Source organism: Rheinheimera pacifica, from assembly GCF_024809855.1.
Taxonomy (GTDB): Bacteria; Pseudomonadota; Gammaproteobacteria; order Enterobacterales; family Alteromonadaceae; genus Alishewanella; species Alishewanella pacifica_A.
On sequence record NZ_JANUEM010000015.1, the window covers coordinates 56,753 to 79,251 of the forward strand.

Below are 22,499 nucleotides of genomic sequence, written 5' to 3' on the forward strand. Positions count from 1 at the left end.
GCACACTGCTAAGGCGGTTAGCAGCTACTAACCCCAAACTTAACGGCGCTATTTTTCCTCAGTGTCAAGCCTTGCAAAAAGTCAAAATACACACTATCTTGTGATCACTTTCAAAAAAGCACCTATATGTTGTGTAATTAAGCAACAATGGCTGCTGGTAAAATAGCCGTGCGCTACATGGCTGACTATAACCATTAATTACAACTGAAATGGAAAGCTGCAGCAATGACTCAATCTCTTTTCGTCACTAAACGTGATGGCCGCCGTGAAGCCTTAGATCTGGATAAAATTCACCGCGTTATTACCTGGGCCGCCGAAGGTTTGTCGAATGTCTCGGTATCTCAGGTTGAGCTAAAGTCTCATATTCAGTTTTACGATGGTATTAAATCTGAAGACATCCACGAAACTATTATTAAGGCCGCAGCAGATCTGATCTCAAAAGACAGCCCTGATTACCAGTATCTTGCTGCACGCCTGGCAGTGTTTCATTTACGGAAAAAGGCTTACGGCCAGTTTGAGCCGCCACACCTGTACGATCAGGTCGTCAAAATGGTGGAAGCCAAACGGTATGATCAGCATATTCTGGCAGATTACAGCCGTGATGAGCTGGAGCAAATGAACAGCTTTATCGACCACAGCCGTGACTTAAACTTCAGCTATGCTGCGGTCAAGCAACTGGAAGGTAAGTACCTGGTGCAAAACCGGGTAAGCGGTGAAATATACGAGAGCGCGCAGTTCCTTTATATGCTGGTTGCTGCCTGCCTGTTTGCAACGTACCCTAAATCGACCCGTTTAAGCTATGTGCGCCGTTTCTATGACGCTTGCTCTTTGTTCAAATTATCACTGCCAACCCCGATTATGTCTGGTGTGCGTACCCCTACCCGTCAGTTTAGCTCTTGTGTACTGATCGAGTGCGGTGACAGCCTGGATTCAATTAATGCAACCTCCAGCGCCATTGTTAAATATGTTAGCCAGCGCGCTGGTATTGGTATTAATGCCGGCCGTATTCGTGCACTGGGCAGTCCAATCCGTAATGGCGAAGCCTTTCATACCGGCTGTATTCCATTTTACAAACATTTTCAGACTGCTGTTAAAAGCTGTTCGCAAGGCGGTGTCCGTGGCGGCGCAGCTACGTTATTCTACCCGTTGTGGCACTTAGAAGTGGAATCTTTGCTGGTGCTGAAAAACAACCGCGGTGTAGAAGAAAACCGCGTACGGCATCTGGATTACGGCGTGCAGTTTAACCGCCTGATGTACACCCGCCTGATTAAAGATGATTACATCACATTATTCAGCCCGTCTGATGTACCCGGCTTATACGATGCCTTTTTTGAAGATCAGGAAAAGTTTGAAGAGTTGTACGTTAAGTACGAAGCCGATACGTCTATCCGGAAAAAGCGCTTAAAGGCACTGGAATTGTTTACGCTGTTTATGCAGGAGCGCGCCAGTACCGGCCGTATCTATCTGCAAAACGTTGACCATTGCAATACCCACAGCCCGTTTAATCCGAAACTGGCGCCGGTGCGCCAGAGCAATTTGTGTCTGGAAATTGCCCTGCCAACCAAACCTTTGAATGATGTGAATGATCCGGAAGGCGAAATAGCCCTGTGTACGCTATCAGCGTTTAACTTAGGTGCTATTGAAAACCTGAGCGAACTTGAAGAACTGGCAGAGCTGGCTGTGCGCTCATTGGATAGCTTGCTGGATTATCAGGACTACCCTATTCCGGCAGCATTTCATGCGTCTATCAGCCGCCGCACTTTAGGTGTGGGTGTCATTAATTACGCTTATTATCTGGCGAAAAATGGCGTTAAATACTCAGATGGTTCAGCCAATGGTTTAACGCACCGTACTTTTGAAGCTATTCAGTACTATCTGCTCAAAGCGTCGAATAAGCTGGCACAGGAGTTTGGCGCCTGCCCTAAATTTAATGAAACCACTTATGCTCAGGGCATACTGCCAATTGATAGCTATAAGAAAGATCTTGATAAAGTCTGCAACGAGCCACTACTGCTGGATTGGGAACAGCTGCGTAAAGACATTCTGAATCATGGTTTGCGTAACTCCACGCTGTCGGCATTAATGCCGTCAGAAACTTCGTCACAAATTTCCAATGCTACTAACGGCATTGAACCACCACGCGGCCATATCAGCGTAAAAGCCAGTAAGGACGGTATTTTAAAGCAGGTAGTGCCGGAATATGAGCGTCTGAAAAACCAGTATGAGCTGTTGTGGGATATTCCGAACAACACCGGTTATATCTCGCTGGTGGCAATTATGCAGAAATTTATCGACCAGACCATTTCTGCTAACACTAACTATGACCCGAATAAGTTTGACGGCGGCAAAGTACCAATGAAGCTGTTACTGCAAGACTTACTGTCGGCGTATAAGCTGGGTGTAAAAACCATGTACTACCACAACACCCGTGACGGCGCATCTGATATGCAGGAAGATATTAAACCCCAAGTAGAAGATGATGGCTGCGCAGGCGGCGCCTGTAAAATTTAATTCCGGACTAAACGGGCTACTTCGGTAGCCCGTACTTTGTAATGACACCCTATTAGGACGATAAGTGGCAATGGCGTACACAACCTTTAACCGACAAATTAACGATCAAATGAAAGAGCCAATGTTCTTCGGTAATCCGGTGAATGTTTCGCGCTATGATCAGCAAAAATACGGTATTTTCGAAAAATTGATCGAAAAACAGCTGAGCTTTTTCTGGCGGCCGGAAGAAGTTGATGTCAGTAAAGATCGGATTGACTATCAAAACCTGCCAGAGCATGAAAAGCATATTTTCATCAGTAATCTGAAATATCAAACCCTGCTGGATTCGGTACAGGGGCGCTCGCCCAATGTCGCTTTTTTGCCTATTGTCTCTTTGCCTGAGCTGGAAACCTGGATTGAAACCTGGGCTTTTAGCGAAACCATCCACAGCCGCAGTTATACCCATATTGTGCGTAACATCAGTGCCGAGCCGCACAAAGTGTTTGACGACATTATGCTGAACGAGAAGATCCTTGAGCGCGCCGAAGATGTTACCCGCTACTACGATGACCTGATAAACGGCATTAACCTGTATCAGCGTTGCGGTGAAGGTACACACACTATTAACGGCGAAACACACAGCATCAGCCTGTACGAGTTAAAACGCCGCTTATATTTGTGCGTGATGTCGGTAAACGTGCTGGAAGCAATTCGCTTTTACGTTAGCTTCGCCTGCAGCTTCGCCTTTGCTGAGCGCGAGCTGATGGAAGGTAATGCGAAAATTATCCGTCTGATTGCCCGTGACGAAGCTCTGCATTTAACCGGCACCCAGCACATGCTGAATATTATGGCCGCCGGCGATGATGACGCCGATATGGCAAAGATTGCCAAAGAATGTGAAGAAGAAGCTTATACTATTTTCCGTAAGGCCGCCGAGCAGGAAAAAGACTGGGCGCAGTACTTATTTAAAGATGGCTCAATGATTGGCCTGAATAAAGATATTTTGTGCCAATATGTCGAATACATTACTAACAGCCGGATGCAGGCTATTGGTATGAAAGCTATTTTTCCTACCACGCAAAACCCTATTCCGTGGATCAATACCTGGCTGGTATCAGACAATGTGCAGGTGGCACCGCAAGAAGCCGAAATCAGCTCTTATCTGGTTGGCCAGATTGATAACGAAGTTGATGGTGGCGACTTCGGCGATTTCGATCTCTAAGCCTGTTTATGCCTGACATTAAGCTTAGCAATGGCGCTGTTATCAACTTTGATAACAGCGCACGAACTTTGCTTGATGCACTGGAGCGTGAACAATTAGAAGTAAATTTTCATTGCCGGGAAGGCTATTGTGGTGCCTGCCGCTGTAAATTACTATGCGGCGAAGTAAGTTATATTAATGAACCGCTGGCTTTTGTCCGTAAAGGTGAGTTTCTGCCTTGCTGTAGCGTTCCGGTTACAGATATAGAAATTGAAATCCCCTGAACTGATGGTAATTTCTGGCGTATTCCCGCAGACTATTGATAATACTCATTGATCTTTAAGGAGATCGATAATGAAAGCCTTATTGTTTTTGCTCGCCGGTGCCCTGCCAGCCAGTAACGTAGCCCAGTACGAAGAGTTGCTGGCCAAATCTCAGTTTAGCGAACTTGAGCACCAGATTTTACAACAAAGCGATTATAAGCAGCATGGCGATATCTTAGTGATCTACGCCAAAGCTCTGATTGCCCAGCAACGGCTGGAAGATGCCAATACCTTGCTTAACTTTGCCGTAGAACAATTTCCGGGTAACAGCGAGCTTAATTATCTGGCAGGCTTGAGTAAAATCCGTTTAGCGAGTAATGGTAACGTATTTTCGGCTAAAGAACGGGCTGCGCGTGGTGTGGAATTATTGCAAAAAGCCGTGATTATAAAACCTGATCACTATGCTGCCCGCCAGGCACTAATTGATTTTTATAGCGTTGCACCTGCCAATGCCGGCGGCGATAAAGAACTGGCATTGACAATGACAGAACAACTGGCAAAAGAAAATCCGGCTCAGGCATTACTGGCACAAAGCCGTATTTTGTTAAATGAAAAGAAACCCGCCGAAGCTTTGGCTCTGCTGGAACAAATGATACCAGACCCGCCTAATGCCCGCCTGCTGGCACGTAAAGCGCAAATTCTTAATGAACTGGAAGACTATGACGGCGCTTTTGACAACTACAAACTGGCGGCAGAATATGCAACCGATCTAACCGACAAATACAATGCGCTGTACCATATTGGCCGCCTGGCAGTTATGGCCGATCAGGATGCTATGCAGGGTATTACGGCGTTGCAGCAATACCTGGAGTTTTACAGTGACAGCGAAAACAAAACCCTACCCTGGGCCACGCTGCGTCTGGCACAACTGATGTACCGTACCGGTGATAACTTCGAAGCCACCTTGTTGGTCGGCAGCCTGACACACGCCCGGGTTGCTGATGAAGAATTCAACCTTATTCTGTTAAGTTTACTCAGCGCATTAAAAGCTAAAGACGCACCAACCGTTATTGAACAACCAGAAGCGGTAACAGAGCCAATACAAGAAAAGCAGGAAGAAAAGCAAGATAACGGACAGGATCAGGCCGAAACAAAAGAAACCAAACAGGAGATCTGATGATCTCCTGTTTCGCGGTATTACTTACGAATACCTTCTACCGTTAAATCCAGCTGCACAGTGGCAGATGCCGGGCCTAAATCAGTATTAATAGCAAAGTCTTTAAGGGTTAAGGTGGTAGTACCGGCAAAACCTGCACGGTAACCGCCCCACGGGTCTTTACCCTCCCCCAGTTTTTCTGCGGCAATAACTACCTCTTTAGTCACACCATTTAAGGTAAGGTTGCCATGCAAATCAAAAGTGTCGCCTGCCTTGGGGACAATTTTAGTACTGACAAAAGTGGCTTTAGGGTGTTTGCTGACATTTAGAAAATCACCGCTGCGCAGGTGTTTATCGCGTTCGGCATGGTTAGAATCGACACTGTTAGTGTCGATAGTCAGCTGAATTTTAGAAGCTTCCAGTTTGTCAGCGTCATAGCTGAAATCACCGGAAAATGTATTAAAGCGACCATATAACCAGCTATATCCCAGGTGGCTTATTTTAAATTGCACAAAGGCATGCGCGCCTTGTGTATCAATAACGTAGTCAGCCGCTTGCGCCGGTACTGCCATCATAGCGGCCATTGACGCAGCCAATAATAGTTTTTTCATTGTTATCTCCAGAGTTAAGGTTTACGCCCAAACATACGTTTTAGCGTATTGTCTTTATCAATAAAGTGATGCTTTAATGCCGCCAGACTATGTAGTACAGCCAACGTTATCAAACTGTAGGCGACATATTCATGCACTAAGCCTGCTATATCCGCCTGGTTGGCAAACAATGCCCCCAGCGAAGGAACCTCAAACCAGGTAAACACCGCTATTGGCCGGCCATCTTCTGTAGAAATAAGATAGCCACTTATTACCAATATAAAAATACCTAAATACAAACAAAACTGTACCGCAGCCGATGTACGTTTTTCCCAGCCTTTATGCGATGCCAATGCTGATGGCGGAGGGCTGAAATAACGCCACAAAACGCGCAGTAGCATTGCTATGGCCAGTAAAATACCAACACTTTTATGCCAGTATGGTGCTGTTCGATACCACTCGCTGTAATAGCTCAGATCTACCATCCAAAAACCCACACCAAACAAGCCAAATACTGTTAATGCTACCAGCCAGTGCAGTACAACACTGATTAAACCATATTGGGATGAACTATTTTTCAGCATACTGAGCTCCTGTAATTTCCTGATAATATAGCAATTTCATTAAAGTAAAATTGCAATATTCATCAAAAATAATTCTATTTATTAGAAAGATTTGCCGGTGTCATGTTTATAAAGGCGCAAAAAAGCCAGCATTAAGCTGGCTCCAATCATAGCTGACGACAATATTTACTCAAATTTACCATCACGAATATGCTTTTCTCCGCGCTGCCTGGCTAACTCAACCTGACGCTGGCGCTCAGCAAAGGCTGCTTTTTGCTCTGTTGTCGTATTGTCATAACAATGCGGACAGCTCAAACCTTTAACATATTTATCAGAGGTCATTTCTTCTACCGACAATGGCATACGGCAGGCATAACACTGATCATAGCTTCCTTGTTCCAGACCATGCTTTACCGCTACGCGCTGGTCAAATACAAAGCACTCGCCTTGCCACAGGCTATTTTGTTCCGGCATTTCTTCTAAGTATTTCAGAATACCGCCATCAAGGTGATACACCTCGTCAAAGCCTTGCTCTTTTAAAAAAGCGGTGGATTTTTCGCAGCGGATACCACCGGTACAAAACATGGCGACTTTCTTATGTTTGGCTTTATCTAAATTCTCTGCCGCCCACTGCGGAAATTCACGAAAGGTAGTAGTGTTGGGATTTATCGCATTTTTAAAAGTGCCGATAGCCACTTCGTAGTCATTGCGGGTATCAATTAAAATGGTGTCGGGATCGCTGATCAGTTGGTTCCAGTCATCGCCTTTTACATAAGTACCGACAATGTGCGCAGGGTTAATACCTTCTACGCCCATAGTAACAATTTCTTTTTTCAGTTTTACTTTAGTGCGGTAAAACGCCAGTTCGTTAGACAGTGATTCTTTGTAACTCATACCATCAAAGCGGCTATCAGCATTAAGCCAGGCTTTAACGGCATCCACTCCGGCACGTTCACCACAGATGGTACCATTAATACCTTCTTCAGCCAGTAATAACGTCCCTTTGACTTTGTTCGCTACCATGTGATCGTACAGCGCATCGCGCAGTGTTACGTAATCAGGCAAACGGACAAATTTATATAAAGCAGCAACTACGTACATAACTTACCTCTTGCAAAGGCGGACCGTAAATCCGAAGCAATATTAAAATCGGGCGTATTATAGCGTTCGCAGTAATTAAGGCAAGTCCACATATTTAATGTGGTTTTTCCAGCAATGCAGAAAGATTAAGTTGTAATAAATGCTCGCCATCGGTAATAGACAACAGCGGATCTTCGCGCCATACACTAAGCTTCATATGGCTTTTCAGCATCAGACAACACTCTGCCAGCTGTGCAGCACTCAGTGTAAAAATACGTTGATTAGCTGGCCACTGGTCGTGTTGTGCTTTGCTGGTTTCCTGTTCATCCAACACCAACAGCAGTTGATCTGCCAGGTGCGAAGCACGCAACCGGCGTTTTTCGGGTACCAGCTCCAGTTGGCACCAGAGCTGAAAATGCTGCTGTTGATCCTGAATATACAAGTCAGGCGCTTTACCGCCTGAGTCATCTTTAGCAAAACTGGGGTGTTGTTCGTACAAGCTAAAATAAGCCAGTAAGCGTTTGGCAAAATGCTCTGCGCTTTCCCCCTGCCAGGGTGAAACATAATGCCGTTGTTGCTGATAAGCATGGCTGGCTTCGCAACTGTATTGCAGATCCAGCTTTATTACCTTGCTGGCCATTTGCATGATCACAACCTCACTAAGCCAGACTCTGTCTGGCATAGGCAGAGTTTAGCGGTTAATACCTGAAACAACCAGATGCATAGCCAGTGCCAATAATAATAGCCCCATTAACCGATCAAACCAGTAGCCTTTTAGCAGTAAAAAACCTCTTACTTTTGTTTGAGTTAGAATGATTGATAACATACAAAACCAGGCTGCTGTGGCAGCAGCCATATAACCACCATAAATTACTTTGTAAAAAAGTGGTGTCGCTGGCGAAATAATGACCGCAAACAGCGATAAGAAGAATAAGGTAGCTTTGGGATTTAAGCCATTAGTAATAAAACCAGCTACAAAGGCTTTACCGGTTGAGGGCATATTCTCATGTACGCTGTTAGCAATAGCTTGTTCAGGATGCGACGGTGCAGAGCTTCTCAGCGCCATTATGCCGATGTAAAACAAATACCCTGCTGCGGCAAAGCTTAATACGTTAAACAGCCAGGGTGTAGTCTGAATAAGCACTGCTATGCCCACCAGTGACCAGGTAACATGCAACAGTATTGCAGCACCAATGCCAAGGCTAGCAGCAGTCGCCGCTTTGCGGCCAAACCGCACGGCATAACGCAGCACTATGGCAAAATCCGGCCCGGGGCTAGCAACCGCCATCAGGTGTACTACAGCAATTAATAAAAACTCCGGCCAAAAACCTGCCACGTAGAAACCTCAACAGTAAAAAACAAATATTCTAATAACTTCTGCCGGTGTTGTACCAGAATTTAATCGCTGATAGCTGTCATTTAGGCTATTCACTCCGTATGGCGTTTGCTGGCGCAGCATAAAACTGTAAAATGTTTATTTTTTTGAGAGATTTCAACATGCGCCGTATCCCTGTTTTGCGACGTTACAGCCTGTTATCAATATTTGTTGGTCTGGCATTTAATGTTGCAGCACAAGAGCAAACGCAACGCTATACCGGCGTTGTAACAGATCCTCAGGGCCAACCGCTGAAAAATGCCCGTGTCCACATCCATGGCCGCCAGCAGTATGTTTATGCCGATGAACAAGGCCGTTTTAGCATTCAGGCTCCGGCCAATGCAGAACTGCATATCTCAGCTGCGGGTTATGGCGATAGCTTTATTACCGTAACGCCGGCGCAACCACAATTGAATATTAACTTACTACCAGGTGGTGTAGAGCGTATTGTAGTCGCCGCCTCAGGTATTCATAAATACAACCTGGAAATGGCGACGCCGGTATCCGTATTAACCGGAGAAGAGCTAAGCCGGCGTACTGAGCCTACTATTGGCGAAACGTTAAAGTATGAGCCTGGCGTACATGCCAATTATTATGGCCCGGTGGCATCAAGCCCGATTATCCGAGGCCTGGACGGCCCGCGCGTACGTATTTTAAATAATGGTCTGGACACGGCGGATGTATCCCGTGTCGGGCCGGACCATGCAATTAGTGCAGATGCCATTACCGCGCAACAAATTGAAGTATTGCGAGGCCCCGCTACTTTACTGTATGGCAGTGGCGCTATTGGTGGGGTGATCAACGTTGTAGATAACCGTATTCCGCGCCAGTTACGCAGCAGCAGCGAAACCACCCTGGAAACCCGCTATGTGGATGTTTCAGATGAAAAAACTGTCGCATTAAACCACGAAGGCAGTAACAATAATATTGCCTGGCACTTTGATGGCTTTAACCGTGATAGCTCAGATTATGGTGTACCACGTTTTAGCAACGATGAAGGCGACAGCAGTAAAACACTGGAAAACTCCTGGATACAAAGCAAAGCTGTTAATGGCGGTGTCAGTTATATTGGCGAGCGCGGTTTATTCGGCATCAGCATTGGTCGGCTGGAATCTGACTATGGTATCCCGGGTCATCACCACCATGAGGAAGAACACGACGAACATGACGATGAACATTTGCACGATGATGACAATGTTTTTGCCAAACTAAAGCAAAACCGCGTCAGTGTAGCCGGTGAATGGTACAGCCCGTTTTCGGGTATTGAAACTTTATCACTTAATACTGCTTACACTGATTATCAACATCAGGAAATTGAAGCAGGTAGCATAGGTTCCACCTTTAAAAACAAAGCACTGGAAAGCCGTATTACGCTGGAACATGAAACCATTGGCGGTTGGCATGGCCTGGTAGGCTACCATTTACAGCACGCTGATTATCAGGCCCTGGGCGAAGAAGCATTTACACCGGACAGCAAAACATTAACGCATGCGCTTTTTATGCTGGAAGAAAAACAGTTTGGTAATTTATCAGCTCAGTTGGGCGGCCGTATTGAGCGGACAAAGCATGATGCTGGCGCATTGGCGCTGGGGCATGATGATGCCTTAGTTAATGGCATGGCTGACAGGTTTGCAGCTGTCAGTGCGTCGGCCGGTGTGGTCTGGGAATTTGTACCGGGCTTTTCCTGGGCATTGGCAGTAAGCCGCTCAGAGCGTGCGCCCAGTGCGGCAGAGCTGTATTCGAACGGTGCGCATATTGCCACCAGCAGCTATGAACTTGGCCTGATGTACCAGCTACATGATGGTGAACTGGAGTTATCTGAACAAAAAGCAAAAAAAGAAACTGCAAATAATATCGATATCACCTTTCGCAGTTTTAACGGCGATCTGAGTTTCACCTATAACTTTTTCTACAACAAGGTACACAACTACCTGTATCTGGCAGATACCGGCCTTACCATGGCAGATTTAGAAGCGGGCCATGGTGACGAAGCAGATGAGGAAGATCACAGCCATGAAAATTTTGGCTTGTATCAGTATCAGCAGCAGGATGCCACCTTGTACGGTGCAGAATTTGAAGCCCGCTACAAGTTAGATCATGCTCAATCACTGAATGTATTTTTTGACGCCGTGCGCGCCAAACTGGATGGTGGTGATTATCTGCCACGTATTCCGCCTTATAAAACCGGCCTGGGTTATCAGTACAACGGTATTAACTGGAGCGCTGATTTAGGTATAACGCGTTACGCAAAGCAGGACAAAGTGTCAGCCAACGAAACCGTTACCAAAGCCTATACCCTGCTTGATGCCAGCGTAAATTACGATTTCAGTTTGTCCCGGTTAGATATGAGCGTATTTTTACGCGGCACCAATTTAACCAACGAGTTGGGTTTTGTGCACAGCTCTTTTATCAAAGCCGATGCGCCACTGCCAGGCCGGGCGATAACCGTTGGCCTGCGGGCAACCTTCTGATAAATTACGCCCGGTTTAACCGGGCTTTTTATTACAGAAAACGGTCTTTAACGCGGCCCCACTGGTAATAAGCCAGCTGACCAAGCCGCCTGAAAGCCGGTAACGGAAACGGCGGCAGGCGGTTTTGGTATATCGGCAACGGCGGTACTTTAATGCCCATGGTTAATTCGGCCAGACGCACTCCGGCCAGAGTACTGAACGATAAACCACTGCCGCAATAACCGCCGGCATAAAACAATCCGGGTTCAGCTTCACACACCCGTGGTAAATCATCATATGACACGGCAACCCAGCCACTCCAGTGGTATTCACAACCTAACTGTGCCAGCACCGGGAAACAGGTTTTAAGTGCGCTTAACAGACGCGCCGGATACACTGCTTTTTCAGCATCTTTACCATACACGGCACTACGCCCGCCGAATAAAATACGGTTATCCGGTAACTTACGGTAGTAGTATTTCAGCGCACGGGTATCCATTACCAACTGAGTGTGGTGTAAACCACTTTGTTCAAGCTGCTCCGCTGTCAGCGGCTGGGTAACAATAATGCTGCTTAGCACCGGCAAACAGGCGCGGTTTAACGGTGGGTACAGGCACTTGGGTGTGTAACCATTAGTTGCCAGCACCAGTTGTTTACAACGCAATCTGGCCTGTGGCGTTTGCAGCAGAAAACTGCCGTCAGTGCCGCGCTGCCAACTTAACAACGGAGAACCTGTGTAGAGCTTGGCACCACTTTGTTGCGCCATAGCTGCATAGCCCTGAGCAAGTGTCAGCGGGTTAACGCCAAAACAATCGGGGAACCTGACAGCCCCATAGGCATGGGGGTTGTGCATATAGTCGTTTTTCAGTTGCGCAGCAGACAAATACTCTGCCTGATAACCAAACTGACGCTGCAAAAACGCTGCCTGTGCCGGTAACTCTGCCGCTATCGTTGCATTATGAGCGACTTTTAAATAGCCCTCTGGCTGGATATCGCAAGCAATATCGCCCTCTGCAATCATCTGCTTAACCTGCTCTATAGCAGCGCCGTATTCCTGGTGAAACAACTGTGCAGTATCTAAGCCAAATCGTTTTGTCAGCTGTGCCAGCCCAAGGCGACCGGTGCCACGCAGTACAAAACCGGCGTTACGGCCACTACAGCCCCAGCCGGTCTGATGCGCTTCCAATATAGTAACGTCGCGGTTAAACCGTTTTGCCAACTGATAGGCACAGCTCAGCCCCGTATAACCGGCGCCAATCACTACAATGTCTGTGCTTTGGTCAGCTACAATTGCACCAGTGCCTGCGCTGTTTTTGGTTTGCGCAGCCCAGTAAGAAGACGGATAGTTTGCCCCCTGCCCGATATCCTTATCCACCAGCGGATCATACATAACGGGCTCCTGAACTAGCGGGCATTAAAAGTTAGCACCATTTCAGCTGCGCTGCAGTTACATAATGCACCACACACCGGGCAAAAGTAGCCCACCGTTTCAGACAAATGCCGCCAGCGCTGTGGGTGAACTTTAACTAACACAGCCCCTGCCCGGCTAAAATAACGTTGCGCTGCATTGCCCGGGCTCTCGCGCCAGATATGCGCCAGCCCGGCTTTAGCACCCTGTTGCTTTAATGCTGTAACTGAGGCCCGCAACAGTGAAGACGCAATGCCTTTACCCCGCTGCCCGGCACTTACTCCCACAGATTTAAAATACGCCATATCAGCACGCGCTACAGGCCACAGTGCTTCTGAACACCAGTTGTCGCTTTGCCACTGCCCGGCAGCAAAGCTTAAGCGATAACCCACTAGCTGCTGTTGCTCATCAACTGCTACAAAACTGGCATTAATGCCCCTTGCAATACCTTGCAGTTGCATTGCTGCCAGGTTGGTATGGCTAAGATAATTATCGCCGTGAATAGTGTTGGCCAGGCTGACAACGGCAGGAAAAAAAGCCGGGGTGAGTTCGGTGATCTGCATCGTTGCTGCCAAAACGAAAAAGGTAGTGCAGTTTATAAATCAGACAAAGTGTCAACTGCAATCTATTTTTGCTGTTGCAAACGAATGCAATTACCGATTAGAGCGACGAAATAACATAATTGTGCGATGGACAGCGGGTGGATTATCTCATAAGGTTATTAGGACGCAACAAAAACAGTATAAGCGTCTGGTAGACAACATAATCCAGGAAAAGACTATGAAAAACCTTAACAACTATAATCCGGTTGCACGGGCAGTTAAATTTGCACTGGCAGCATCACTATCTTTTGGTATCACGTCAACTGCCGCACTGGCACAGGAAAGCACGCCAGATGGTGCAGCAGAAAAATCTATAGAAAAAATTGCCATTGTAGGCAGCCGCTCTGCCCCGCGCTCTGTTGGTGACTCGCCGGTGCCGGTAGATATTATTGGCGGTGAAGAACTAAATAAAAACGGCAACTCTGACATGCTGAACCTGATCAGCACGACTGTGCCATCTTTAAACGTACATGCCCAACCTATCAGTGATGCCGCATCATTGATCCGGCCAATTAACCTGCGGGGTTTATCTTCCGACAGCACGCTGGTGCTGTTAAATGGTAAACGGCGGCACCGCTCTTCGGTTATTTCATTCCTGGGCGGCGGTATAAACGATGGCGCTCAGGGGCCCGATTTATCCGTGATACCAGGCATCGCGATGAAGCAGGTTGAAGTATTGCGTGATGGTGCTGCCGCTCAGTACGGTTCAGACGCCATTGCTGGTGTGATTAACTTTGTACTGAAAGACGCCGCTGAAGGCGGTACTGTCGAAGTAAAGCGAGGCGAGTATTATGCCGGGGATGGCACCTCAACTGAACTATCAGCCAATGTGGGCATGCCGCTGACCAAAGACGGCTTTGTTAATGTCAGTATGCAGTATAAAAATGTTGATGCTACCAGCCGCAGTGTGCAGCGTGGCGATGCCCAGAGCTTAATAGATGCAGGTAATACCTTTGTAGCAAACCCGGTACAAGTATGGGGTTCCCCTGAAATTAACGACGATATTACGCTGTTTGCCAATGCCGGGCTTGATTTAGGCAACGGCCGTGAAGCTTACATGTTTGGTAACTATTCAGAACGTGATATACGCGGTGGTTTCTACTATCGTAATCCACATAACCGGCCCCAGGTATTTTCAAACGATGGTGGCGAAACCTTGCAGGTAGTAGACACTACCGGCGCAGGAGGCTGCGCTAACGTGCCTATTTCCGGCTTGAATCATGCGCAAATTACCTCAGCCGTCAATGCCTTGCCGGATAATTGCTTTACGTTCTTTTCAATGTTCCCTGGTGGCTTTACTCCAAACTTCGGCGGCAATATTACCGACACGTCTTTAGCTGTAGGGACTAAAGGCGAGTTTAAAAACGGTTTTGCCAGCGGCATTCTGTATGACTTCAGCGGAGTAGTTGGCCGTAGTGAGTCAACATTTCAGTTATTTAACTCGGTCAATGCGTCTTTAGGCCCGGAAACCCCTACTGATTTTGAAGCCGGCAGATATATTCAGCTGGAAAAAACCTTTAGCGCTGACTTTGTAAAGTTTGTTCCTGCCGGTTTATATGAAGACTTAACAGTTGCTTTTGGTGCCCAGTGGACAGAGGAAAGCTTTGAAATTGTTGCTGGTGAACAAGCATCCTGGGAAATTGGCCCTTATGTCGATCAGGGGTTAAGTAACGGTTCTAACGGTTTCCCTGGCTTTCAGCCACAAACAGCAGGTATCTCTACCCGGCGTAACTATGCAGCGTACATTGATGTTGAAGCCGAATTTACGGAAAAACTGTTAGGTGCTGTGGCACTGCGGTTTGAAGACTATGATTCTTTTGGCACCACAACCAACTATAAACTTACCGGCCAATACCGCATTAACGATGATTGGGCGCTACGGGCCTCAACCAGCACTGGCTTTCGCGCCCCTACCGTTGGTCAGGCTAATGTCAGCAATGTGCGTACTGAGGCAAATCAGGGCGTGCTGGTAGATATTGGCGTTTTACCCCCGACTAACCCGGTAGCACAGCTAAAAGGTGCCACTGAGTTACAACCGGAAGAATCAACCAGCTATGCATTGGGTCTGGTTTATACCGGCTATGACTTCTTCGTTACTGCCGATTATTATCGTATTGAGGTAGAAGATCGTATCAGCCAGTCAGATGCAATTCCGGTTACCCCTGAGGATATCGCCGAGTTAAAAGCGGCCGGTGTCCGGGGGATTGACTCATTAACCAGTATTACTTACCTGACGAACGATTTTGACACCCGAACCCAGGGTATCGATATTGTGGCCAACTACGCTATGGATCTGTACGGTGGGCGCAGCAGTTTCGCGCTTGCCTACAACTGGAACGATACCGAAGTTACCCGTTTTACCGATATTACCGGTGCATTCCGTGTATCACGCCTTGAAGAAGATTTGCCAAAACACCGCGCCACCTTTACCTGGACCCAAAGTTGGGATGACTGGTCTATGTTTCTGCGAACCAACTATTACGGTACTTATCAGGGCGTACATGCTGATGATCCGGCCCGTACAACTAAGGCAAGCTGGAAAGTAACGTTGGATGCGGAAGTCAGTTACTACATTAACGACAACTTTATTGTGTCTGCCGGTGCGCAAAATTTACTGGATAATGACCCGGAGGAACTGCCGGATGCATGGAAAGCCGAGTTGGGTGGTAAGTATTATGAAACCTCCCCGATGGGAATTAACGGTGGTTACTGGTACTTAAAAGGTACTTATAAGTTCTGATTTTTGGCTGTTATAACCAAGATCGGCTAAAGCGGTCACCACCTCCGTGGAGGTGGTTTACGACTGACAAAAAATCCGCCGGCTAAGGCGGATTTTTCAGTTTCAAAGTGCTGCCAATAATGCCTGCAGCGGGTGTTTTGGCTTATCTCCTACCAGCCGCTTTACCTGGCTGCGACAGGAAAAACCGGTAACCAGTATCTGTTCGGTGCCAAACTGCTCTACCGGCGCACGCCAACTCATATCAAACAGTGTTTTACTGTTATCCAGATTTTGTGCTTCATGACCATAAGTACCTGCCATACCACAGCAACCTACGCTCACCGGTTTTAAGCTTAGCCCTGTGCTGCTAAATATTTGCTGCCAGGCTTTTTCAGTAGCCGGTAAGGCCGTTTTTTCTGTGCAATGCGCCAGCAAGGCGAACTCGGCAGCTTTATTGGCCCTGGGCAAGGTTTGTTGTACCAGCCATTCATGCAGTAACTGTACGTTAAAATCACCGCGTTTATCCGCCAGCGCTTTATTGTACTCATCGCGGTATACCAGTACTAAAGAGGCATCCAGCCCCAGCATGGGTAAACCCAGCTGTTGTAACTGATTTAAAAACTGCGCTGCTGTAGCCGCAGTTTTGGCAAATTGGCGTAAAAAGCCTTTTACATGCTGCGGCTTACCATTAGGCAAAAATGGCAGCAACACCGGGTTAAAACCAAGTTTTTGCAGTAAATGTAATGCATCTGTCACCAGCTCTGCTTCATAAAAGCTGGTAAAAGGATCTTGCACCAGCAAAACGGTGCGTGCTTTTAGCTCTGTTGGTAGCTGCTGCAAGCTAACTAAATCAAAACGATACTGCTCACCAATTTGCTGCGCCAGGGTGGGCACCGATAGCAATGGCGTATCGACATAGCCAACTGTTTTTTCAAGCAATGTAGCGGTAACTTTGCGCTTTAAAACAAAGTTAACCAACCCGGCCGCTTTGGCCAGTAACGGTGCTGTGCGCTCAATATTAGCGACGATATAATCTTTCGCAGGGCGCAAATAACGGCTGTGGTACAACTGTAAAAACCGCGCGCGAAACGACGGTACATCGACTTTTATCGGACACTGGCCAGCACAGGCTTTACAGGCCAGGCAGCCTTCCATGGCGTCCATCACCTCATGCGAAAAATCCTCTTCGCCCTGACGCTTGGCTACAGTGTTTTTTATACGTTGCCATAAACCATTGATACTAGAAGATTTACTGAGTAGTTGTTGTTCTTGTGCCAGCACATCAGTGCCTTGCAGTTCGGTTAGGCGTAACCATTCACGCATTAAACCGGCCCGGCCTTTCGGGCTGTGGCGCCTGTCTTTGGTGACTTTGCTCGACGGGCACATCGGCGAGTTTTCTTCGTAGTTAAAACACAGGCCGTTACCATTACAGTTTAGGCTGCTGTCAAAACTGTCTTTTACCGCTACCGGTATTTGCCGGTCGAACCAGGCGCGCTTTTGGTCATCTACCGACACTAGGCTGTCGGCACTGTTAAACGGCGTGCAGATTTTTCCGGGGTTTACTCTGTTGCGTGGATCAAAGGCTGCTTTAATTTTGCGCAGTTCGTTAAACAGCTCATCACCAAAAAACGCCGGGCCATACTCACTACGGTAACCTTTACCATGTTCACCCCACATCAGGCCGCCATACTTGGCTGTTAATGCCACTACCTGATCAGAAATAGTGCGCAGTAATTGCTCTTGCTGTGGGTCGCATAAATCCAGCGCCGGTCGCACGTGCAATACGCCGGCATCAACATGACCAAACATACCGTACTGCAAGCCGTGGCTATCGAGCAAAGCACGAAACTCCATAATGAAATCGGCCAGATTCTCCGGTGGTACCGCAGTATCTTCGGTAAAGGCGATGGGTTTCTGCCGCCCTTTTGCATTACCCAGCAAGCCCACGGCCTTTTTACGCATGGCGTAAATATTACCAATAGCAGCGTTATCATAGGTTAGCTGGTAGCCAATAATACCATCGGTTTTATCGGCTATTGCGCCATCCAGCCGCGCTGTTAGTGCGGTAATTTTCTGCTCTATCTCTGTTTGGCTTTCACTGTTGTACTCCACCATATTCAGCCCTTGCATCTCAATGCCGGGCACATCGGTGATTAAGTCTTTTACCTGGTGCCAGATGATATCGGCGCGGGCTAAATTCAGTACCTTACTGTCAACCGTTTCAACCGAGGTTGCGTCAGCTGCAACCAGAAACGGCGCGTTGCGCAATGCGCTTTCAAAGCTGTCGTATTTAACATTAACCAGGCATTTGTATTTGGCAATCGGGGTAATATTCAGTTTGGCTTCTGTTACAAAACCAAGCGAACCTTCAGAGCCGGTGATAATACGCGATAAATCGAATTCGGTGAGATCGTCATTAAACACATGTTCTAAATCGTAGCCGGTTAAAAAACGATTTAAGCGGGGGAACTTTGCTAAAATTTGCGGCCGGAAATTACGACAGCTATCAAGCACCTGCTGATAAATACGGCCAATGCTGTTTGGCATTTGAGCACGGTGTTCAGCCTCAAAGGTGGCCATTTTATGGGTATTTAAGATATTGCCGTCTATAAGCACCGTTTTTAATGCCAGCACATGATCACTGGTTTTACCGTATACTAATGAGCCTTGCCCCGAAGCATCGGTATTTACCATACCGCCGATGGTAGCGCGGTTTGAGGTGGATAAATCCGGCGCGAAGAAAAAGCCGTAGGGTTTTAAAAATGCGTTCAGCTGATCTTTAATCACCCCCGCCTGCACCCGTACCCAGCGCTGTTCGAGGTTAATTTCCAGAATGTTGCGCATATGGCGCGATAAATCGACCACTACGTGTTCCGTAAGTGCCTGGCCATTCGTACCGGTGCCACCGCCGCGTGGGCTGAATTTAATATGCGAGAAACTGGACGTTTGTGCCAATGATGTAAGAATAACCAGGTCATCGGTAGATTTAGGCAGCAATACTGCTTGTGGCAAAGCCTGATATACGCTGTTATCGGTAGCAACGGCTAAACGGCTGCCATAACTGGTTTCAATATCGCCGGCAAAACCAGCGGCAACTAACGCTTTACTAAAAGCAACAATGCTGGCATCCAGCGCGAGTTCGGGATTAAGCTTTGGGATCATAACTGCAGACACTCGGCAATAAGTGCCTGCAGTATAACATTAACTTGGCAGCAGATTTAACTGCAATTATGCGGTAAAAACTAACTGACGACCGGCCGTATTTTCTGCTGCAGGCCACGTAAGAAATAACGCAGAACCTGTTCCTGGCATGCACGGTAGTGTTTATGATCCGGGCGGCGGAAAAAGGCACTGAGTTCATGCTTGCTTAAACGGAAGTCTGCACCGTCTAATAAGGCTAAAATGTCATCGTCTTTTAAATCAAAGGCAATTTTGAGTTTACGCAAAATAATATTGTAATTGAGCTTGGTTTCCGGCTCGGGAATAACACCGTCTTTAGCCCCGCGACGCTGAATAATTACACCATTAAGAAAGCCAGCCAGCAGCACATCGCTGATTAAGGCAAAATTTTCGCTTTCGTCAGATTCCAGCCAGGCAATTACCTGCTCTTTCGTCACCGTAACATTGGTCAGGGCGAAAATAGCAACCATGCTGTGGTTGGGAGCGTTTAGCGTGTAACGCAGGCTGCGCAGTACGTCGTTGTTGGTCAAGATAATATCCTGTAGCAAAAGTCAGATGAAAAACGGCGGCTATAATACCACAGCCGCCGTTAAATCCGTATTTTGCTGTAACACACTGCTGCCTATGGCAAATGCCCCAGTTTACTGGCTTTGGTAGCCAGGTAACGGTGGCTGTGTGCCGAGGTTTTTACCCGGTGTTGCACTCTCTCTAATACGTTAACACCAGCATCGGTTAACGCTTTTAGCTTACGCGGGTTATTGGTAAGCAGCCTAATTTGCTGAATACCCAATTGCTCAAACATTTGAGCTGCTATGCCGTACTCGCGCATATCCGGCAAAAAGCCCAGAATTTCGTTTGCTTCTACCGTGTCCAGGCCTTTGTCCTGCTCGGCATAGGCACGAATTTTATTAATCAGGCCAATACCACGGCCTTCCTGGCGTAAATACAAAATGCAACCGCGGCCTGCCTCAGCAATTTTGCGCATCGCCGCTTCTAATTGTGGGCCGCAATCGCAGCGCAGGCTAAACAAGGCATCTCCGGTTAAACACTCTGAATGCACCCGAGCCAGCACAGGCTCATCTGTGGTAACGTCGCCCAGTGTTAACGCAACATGCTCTTTACCATTAGGTGCTTCAAAGCCATGCAAACGGAACTCAGCAAAAGGTGTGGGTAATAGTGTTGAGGTTACAAGTTTTAGTTTCATCATGACTTCTCAGATAGCGGCTGCACTTAACACAGCGCACGCTTTATTAACTACAGTGCAAGCTTTCATTGGCCGTTAATTGGGCCACAGCGCCGTTAATTCAAGGAGGCCCAACGCAGGTATTATAGCAGTGTCCGATATTATATCAGCCGACAAATTGTGATAATATCACAAAACCATGCCGTGAAAATATCTGCAACTAATACCGTTAAAAACCGGTGAATTGCCGCAGTAACCATGCAATTTTTATTAAACCCGTTACAATAGCCGCTGTTTTTACTACCGGTTATTCTTCATGCTACGCTTTTTTGAACGCCTTACCCAACCCTTTCCAGCAGCCGAGCCGGGCCAACCGCCACGTGGCTTACTGGCTTTTTGTCGGCACTACACCAGGGGCACGGAAACATCGTTGTTATTCATGTCGTTATCGTCAGCTATTTTAGCGGTACTGGAGGTATCACTATTTAGCTTTATGGGGCAGTTAGTTGACTGGCTGGTTGCTAATGATCCGGAAAACTTTTTTACCGACGAGCGCGCTAAATTGATTTGGATGGCACTGGTAACCCTGGTGTTACTGCCATTAATGACTTTTCTTCACTCGGCCATAGTGCATCAAACCTTGCTGGGCAATTACCCCATGTCGATCCGCTGGCTGGCTCACCGTTATTTGCTGCGCCAGAGTGTCAGTTTTTATCAGAATGACTTTGCCGGCCGTATCGCTACCAAAGTTATGCAAACGGCATTATCGGTACGGGAAACCGTAATGAAGTTGCTGGATGTGATGGTTTACGTGCTGGTGTATTTTAGCGCCATGCTGTTCTTTGTTGCCGATGCCGATATACGTTTAATCGTGCCGATGTTGATTTGGCTGGTATTTTACATAATGCTGCAGTTTTATTTTGTGCCACGCTTAAAACGCGTGTCTACCGCTCAGGCAGATGCCCGTTCAGAGATGACCGGCCGTATTGTAGACAGCTACACTAATATCACCACTATTAAGCTGTTTTCGCATACAAACCGCGAAGAAAGCTACGCCAAAGACAGTATGGATGTGTTTCTACAGCCGGTATACAAGCAAATGCGCCTCGCCACCGGATTAAGCGTATCAGTGCAAACGCTTAACTACCTGTTAGTTTTTAGTGTTGCGGCATTGTCATTGTATTTGTGGGCAGGCAGCGCCATTACGGTGGGCGCTATTGCTATCGCAATCAGCCTGGCGCTACGCTTAAATGGTATGGCACAGTGGATTATGTGGGAAGTCAGTGCCCTGTTTGAAAATATAGGCACGGTTGCCGATGGTATCGCCACTCTGTCACGCCCGGTTGACGTAAAAGACGCCGATAACGCGGCTAAGTTAACAGTACCACAGGGAAAAATAGAATTTCAGCAGGTTAGTTTTAATTATGGCAAAGCCCCTACGCAAGACGGTAAAGCCGCAATATTACAACAGTTGAACCTGAGCATAAAACCAGGCGAAAAAGTAGGTTTAGTTGGTCGCTCAGGCGCCGGTAAATCAACATTGGTAAACCTGCTGCTGCGTTTTTATGATATTGAAAGCGGTAAAATCCTGATAGATGGTCAGGACATCAGTCAGGTAAGCCAGGAAAGCCTGCGTCAACATATCGCCATGGTGACACAGGATACCTCCCTGCTACACCGCTCAGTGCGCGACAATGTTGCCTACGGCAAACCAGACGCCACTGAAGCTGAGTTACAGCTGGCTGCAGAGCAAGCCGAAGCCAGTGATTTTATCCGTGATTTAACCGACCCCAAAGGTAACAGAGGTTTTGATGCCCAGGTCGGTGAGCGCGGTGTTAAATTATCTGGTGGCCAGCGCCAGCGTATCGCTATTGCCCGTGTGCTACTTAAAAACGCACCTATTTTAATTCTCGATGAGGCCACCTCAGCGCTGGATTCAGAAGTAGAAGCAGCCATACAAGCCAGTTTAAATAAGCTAATGGATGGTAAAACCGTTATTGCGATAGCCCACCGTTTGTCTACCATTGCGCAGATGGACCGGCTTATTGTACTGGATCAGGGTAATATCGTTGAGCAAGGCAGCCACAGCGAGCTGATTGCCAGCGGCGGTATTTATGCTCAGTTGTGGGCGCATCAAACCGGTGGTTTTATTGGTGTAGAATAACCAAGGGTTATATTAGATTATCTCAGGCTGTTATAAAGAGCCCGGCATGTGCCGGGCTTCTTAATCAGATTTTAC

At 47.3% G+C, this 22,499-nt stretch carries 17 protein-coding genes; 7 read left to right on the forward strand and 10 right to left on the reverse strand.

Features of this window, described 5'->3' with window-relative positions:
• Positions 1-225 precede the first annotated feature (225 nt).
• The 4 genes from nrdA to M2404_RS16790 all read left to right on the forward strand — a co-directional run bounded on the left by nrdA (position 226) and on the right by M2404_RS16790 (position 5,131).
• Positions 226-2,511 (forward strand): class 1a ribonucleoside-diphosphate reductase subunit alpha, encoded by a 2,286-nt coding sequence (nrdA, locus tag M2404_RS16775; protein WP_259240911.1) that lies wholly within the window; start codon positions 226-228, stop codon positions 2,509-2,511.
• 70 nt (positions 2,512-2,581) lie between these two features.
• The gene (nrdB, locus tag M2404_RS16780) at positions 2,582-3,712 is read left to right on the forward strand and encodes a class Ia ribonucleoside-diphosphate reductase subunit beta (RefSeq protein ID WP_259240912.1); all 1,131 of its coding nucleotides are present in this window, start codon (positions 2,582-2,584) and stop codon (positions 3,710-3,712) included.
• 8 nt (positions 3,713-3,720) lie between these two features.
• Positions 3,721-3,975 (forward strand): class I ribonucleotide reductase maintenance protein YfaE, encoded by a 255-nt coding sequence (gene yfaE / locus M2404_RS16785; protein ID WP_259240913.1) that lies wholly within the window; start codon positions 3,721-3,723, stop codon positions 3,973-3,975.
• Positions 3,976-4,045: 70 nt separating this feature from the next.
• Entirely contained in the window at positions 4,046-5,131 is a 1,086-nt protein-coding gene (locus tag M2404_RS16790) for a tetratricopeptide repeat protein (RefSeq protein WP_259240914.1), read from the forward strand.
• A gap of 20 nt (positions 5,132-5,151) precedes the next feature.
• On the opposite strand, the gene M2404_RS16795 is transcribed toward M2404_RS16790, so the two are convergent.
• The 5 genes from M2404_RS16795 to M2404_RS16815 form a co-directional block, all read right to left on the reverse strand.
• Positions 5,152-5,721 carry a YceI family protein gene (locus M2404_RS16795; RefSeq protein ID WP_215397667.1) on the reverse strand — a complete coding sequence of 190 codons (570 nt, stop codon included), beginning with the start codon at positions 5,719-5,721 and terminating at the stop codon, positions 5,152-5,154.
• A gap of 14 nt (positions 5,722-5,735) precedes the next feature.
• The gene (locus tag M2404_RS16800) at positions 5,736-6,284 is read right to left on the reverse strand and encodes a cytochrome b (protein WP_259240915.1); all 549 of its coding nucleotides are present in this window, start codon (positions 6,282-6,284) and stop codon (positions 5,736-5,738) included.
• A 165-nt stretch (positions 6,285-6,449) separates the two neighbouring features.
• Positions 6,450-7,364, reverse strand: a complete 915-nt coding sequence (gene trhO / locus M2404_RS16805; protein WP_259240916.1) for an oxygen-dependent tRNA uridine(34) hydroxylase TrhO — start codon at positions 7,362-7,364, stop codon at positions 6,450-6,452.
• Between the two features lie 94 nt (positions 7,365-7,458).
• Positions 7,459-7,989, reverse strand: coding sequence for a YaeQ family protein (locus M2404_RS16810; RefSeq protein WP_259240917.1), 531 nt, complete (start codon positions 7,987-7,989; stop codon positions 7,459-7,461).
• Between the two features lie 45 nt (positions 7,990-8,034).
• Positions 8,035-8,679, reverse strand: coding sequence for a LysE family translocator (locus tag M2404_RS16815; RefSeq protein ID WP_259240918.1), 645 nt, complete (start codon positions 8,677-8,679; stop codon positions 8,035-8,037).
• A 161-nt stretch (positions 8,680-8,840) separates the two neighbouring features.
• Between M2404_RS16815 and M2404_RS16820 the strand changes: the two genes are divergently transcribed.
• On the forward strand, positions 8,841-11,189 hold the full coding sequence (locus tag M2404_RS16820; RefSeq protein WP_259240919.1) for a TonB-dependent receptor: 2,349 nt from the start codon (positions 8,841-8,843) through the stop codon (positions 11,187-11,189).
• 31 nt (positions 11,190-11,220) lie between these two features.
• Here the strand turns inward: M2404_RS16820 and M2404_RS16825 are convergent, their stop codons facing one another.
• Positions 11,221-12,558: an NAD(P)/FAD-dependent oxidoreductase gene (locus tag M2404_RS16825; RefSeq protein ID WP_259240920.1), complete on the reverse strand. Its 1,338-nt coding sequence runs from the start codon at positions 12,556-12,558 to the stop codon at positions 11,221-11,223.
• 14 nt (positions 12,559-12,572) lie between these two features.
• The gene (locus M2404_RS16830) at positions 12,573-13,139 is read right to left on the reverse strand and encodes a GNAT family N-acetyltransferase (RefSeq protein WP_259240921.1); all 567 of its coding nucleotides are present in this window, start codon (positions 13,137-13,139) and stop codon (positions 12,573-12,575) included.
• A 217-nt stretch (positions 13,140-13,356) separates the two neighbouring features.
• On the opposite strand from M2404_RS16830, the gene M2404_RS16835 reads away from it, so the two are divergent.
• Positions 13,357-15,918: a TonB-dependent receptor plug domain-containing protein gene (locus tag M2404_RS16835; RefSeq protein WP_259240922.1), complete on the forward strand. Its 2,562-nt coding sequence runs from the start codon at positions 13,357-13,359 to the stop codon at positions 15,916-15,918.
• A 102-nt stretch (positions 15,919-16,020) separates the two neighbouring features.
• Here the strand turns inward: M2404_RS16835 and ydiJ are convergent, their stop codons facing one another.
• From ydiJ to ribA, 3 genes are all read right to left on the reverse strand, one after another.
• On the reverse strand, positions 16,021-19,059 hold the full coding sequence (gene ydiJ, locus M2404_RS16840; RefSeq protein WP_259240923.1) for a D-2-hydroxyglutarate dehydrogenase YdiJ: 3,039 nt from the start codon (positions 19,057-19,059) through the stop codon (positions 16,021-16,023).
• A gap of 80 nt (positions 19,060-19,139) precedes the next feature.
• Positions 19,140-19,607 carry a YehS family protein gene (locus M2404_RS16845; RefSeq protein ID WP_259240924.1) on the reverse strand — a complete coding sequence of 156 codons (468 nt, stop codon included), beginning with the start codon at positions 19,605-19,607 and terminating at the stop codon, positions 19,140-19,142.
• 92 nt (positions 19,608-19,699) lie between these two features.
• The gene (gene ribA / locus M2404_RS16850; protein ID WP_259240925.1) at positions 19,700-20,284 is read right to left on the reverse strand and encodes a GTP cyclohydrolase II; all 585 of its coding nucleotides are present in this window, start codon (positions 20,282-20,284) and stop codon (positions 19,700-19,702) included.
• A gap of 292 nt (positions 20,285-20,576) precedes the next feature.
• On the opposite strand from ribA, the gene M2404_RS16855 reads away from it, so the two are divergent.
• Positions 20,577-22,424: an ABC transporter ATP-binding protein gene (locus M2404_RS16855; RefSeq protein WP_259240926.1), complete on the forward strand. Its 1,848-nt coding sequence runs from the start codon at positions 20,577-20,579 to the stop codon at positions 22,422-22,424.
• The last annotated feature ends 75 nt before the right edge of the window (positions 22,425-22,499 follow it).